The 1,358-nt window shown below is 30.7% G+C and carries 2 protein-coding genes; both read left to right on the forward strand.

Translation table 11 applies throughout. From position 1 onward, the window contains the following. Nucleotides 1–129: 129 nt before the first annotated feature. Complete coding sequence (locus Q0945_RS15870; protein WP_299436600.1) at nucleotides 130–867, forward strand: hypothetical protein; 738 nt, start codon at nucleotides 130–132, stop codon at nucleotides 865–867. After that, nucleotides 867–1,127 carry a hypothetical protein gene (locus Q0945_RS15875; protein WP_299436603.1) on the forward strand — a complete coding sequence of 87 codons (261 nt, stop codon included), beginning with the start codon at nucleotides 867–869 and terminating at the stop codon, nucleotides 1,125–1,127. The genes Q0945_RS15870 and Q0945_RS15875 overlap by 1 nt, the downstream gene beginning before the upstream one ends. Nucleotides 1,128–1,358: the final 231 nt, after the last annotated feature.

A 1,358-nucleotide genomic window follows, 5' to 3' on the forward strand; every position in this document is an offset into this window, starting at 1 on the left:
GATTTTGAACTTAAATTTGTAGCTTAGACTAACTAAAAAAAAAGCAACGTTTGTTGCGTTAGAACCTTGAATGCAGCCGATAAACAAACATAAATGAAGAAAAAATATTTTTTATTGATAATACCATTAGTGGTTGGTTATCTCGCAGGACTATATTTTCCGATTGCAATTCTTCAACCTCATTATTCTGATAGCGAAGTTTTAAATAAATCGGAATATTATAGATTTATAGTTTCTATCATATCAGCAATTATCACTTTTTGTGCTGTAATGGTTGCTCTATTTAAAGATGATTTAAGAGAGTATTGGAAAAGACCTAAACTAACATTTTCTGAACCATCACAAATGACAATAGAGGATTTGAGTTCAAATTCACAATCTGGTTCTTCAAATGACACACTAATTGCAAACAGATATATTTCAAGAATTGAAATAAAAAATGAGGGAAATTTACCTGCAATTAATACTGAAATATTTTTAGAAAAATTAGAGTTTAAAGAGAAAGGTTCTACTATAGTTCAACCAATAGAATGTTATGGCAAACCTTTTGAATGGAATGGCACAGATTCCACTTCAATGGTTCTACCAGTAGGTTCTAAAAAACTTATAGATTTAGTTATTATTACAGCACCAGAGAAAATATCGACACCAGATTCTCAAACAATCAAAACACCATCAAAAATAATTATAGGAGAAATTGAAAGTAATAAAGAACAACTTAAAGGAAATTGGTACGCAACCTTTGGACTATATGCACAGAACCATAAACCAATTTCATTCAAAATAGAAATGGAATGGACAGGAATATGGAAACCTCGATTAACTGAATTTAAATCACAGTATCAAATCAAAAAAGTTGTAGCGTAATGAAGACATATTTAATACAATATAACGAATCGGACAGGTCTATTTTTGAAAATAGAGTTAAATCTATTGGAGATTGGGTAAAATACTTTTCTGACAACTGGATTGTCACAAGTGATTTAACACCAAAACAAATCTATGATAAACTAACTGATGGGTATGAAAATAAAAGCATACTAATCATTGAAATAAGTAACTCAAATTATTACGGCAGAATGAACACAAAAGTTTGGGACTTTTTAAAGAACAGTAGGAAAAAATAAAAAACTACCCACAACAATGGCTATAAGTAATTGCTGGTTCTCTTCTACCTCTGAAAATCCTCGCGGATTTTCAGTTTGGTGTTTACTTGCTAAGTTTAGTGCTAAACCACGCAACTACTCATAGCCGAGACCGTTACCCTTAATGGCTGACCTGAAAAATTCTGACTAAATTTAATATTCTAAATAAGAATCTTGTGTGTCTGAATTTCCAATCTTTGGCGGAATTTTTAA

The organism is uncultured Maribacter sp. (genome assembly GCF_947500405.1).
GTDB lineage: Bacteria > Bacteroidota > Bacteroidia > Flavobacteriales > Flavobacteriaceae > Maribacter_B.

Coding starts and splice junctions, on each gene's coding strand:
- Q0945_RS15875 (WP_299436603.1), top strand. CDS start 867: ATGAAGACATATTTAATACAATATAACGAATCGGACAGGTCTATTTTT.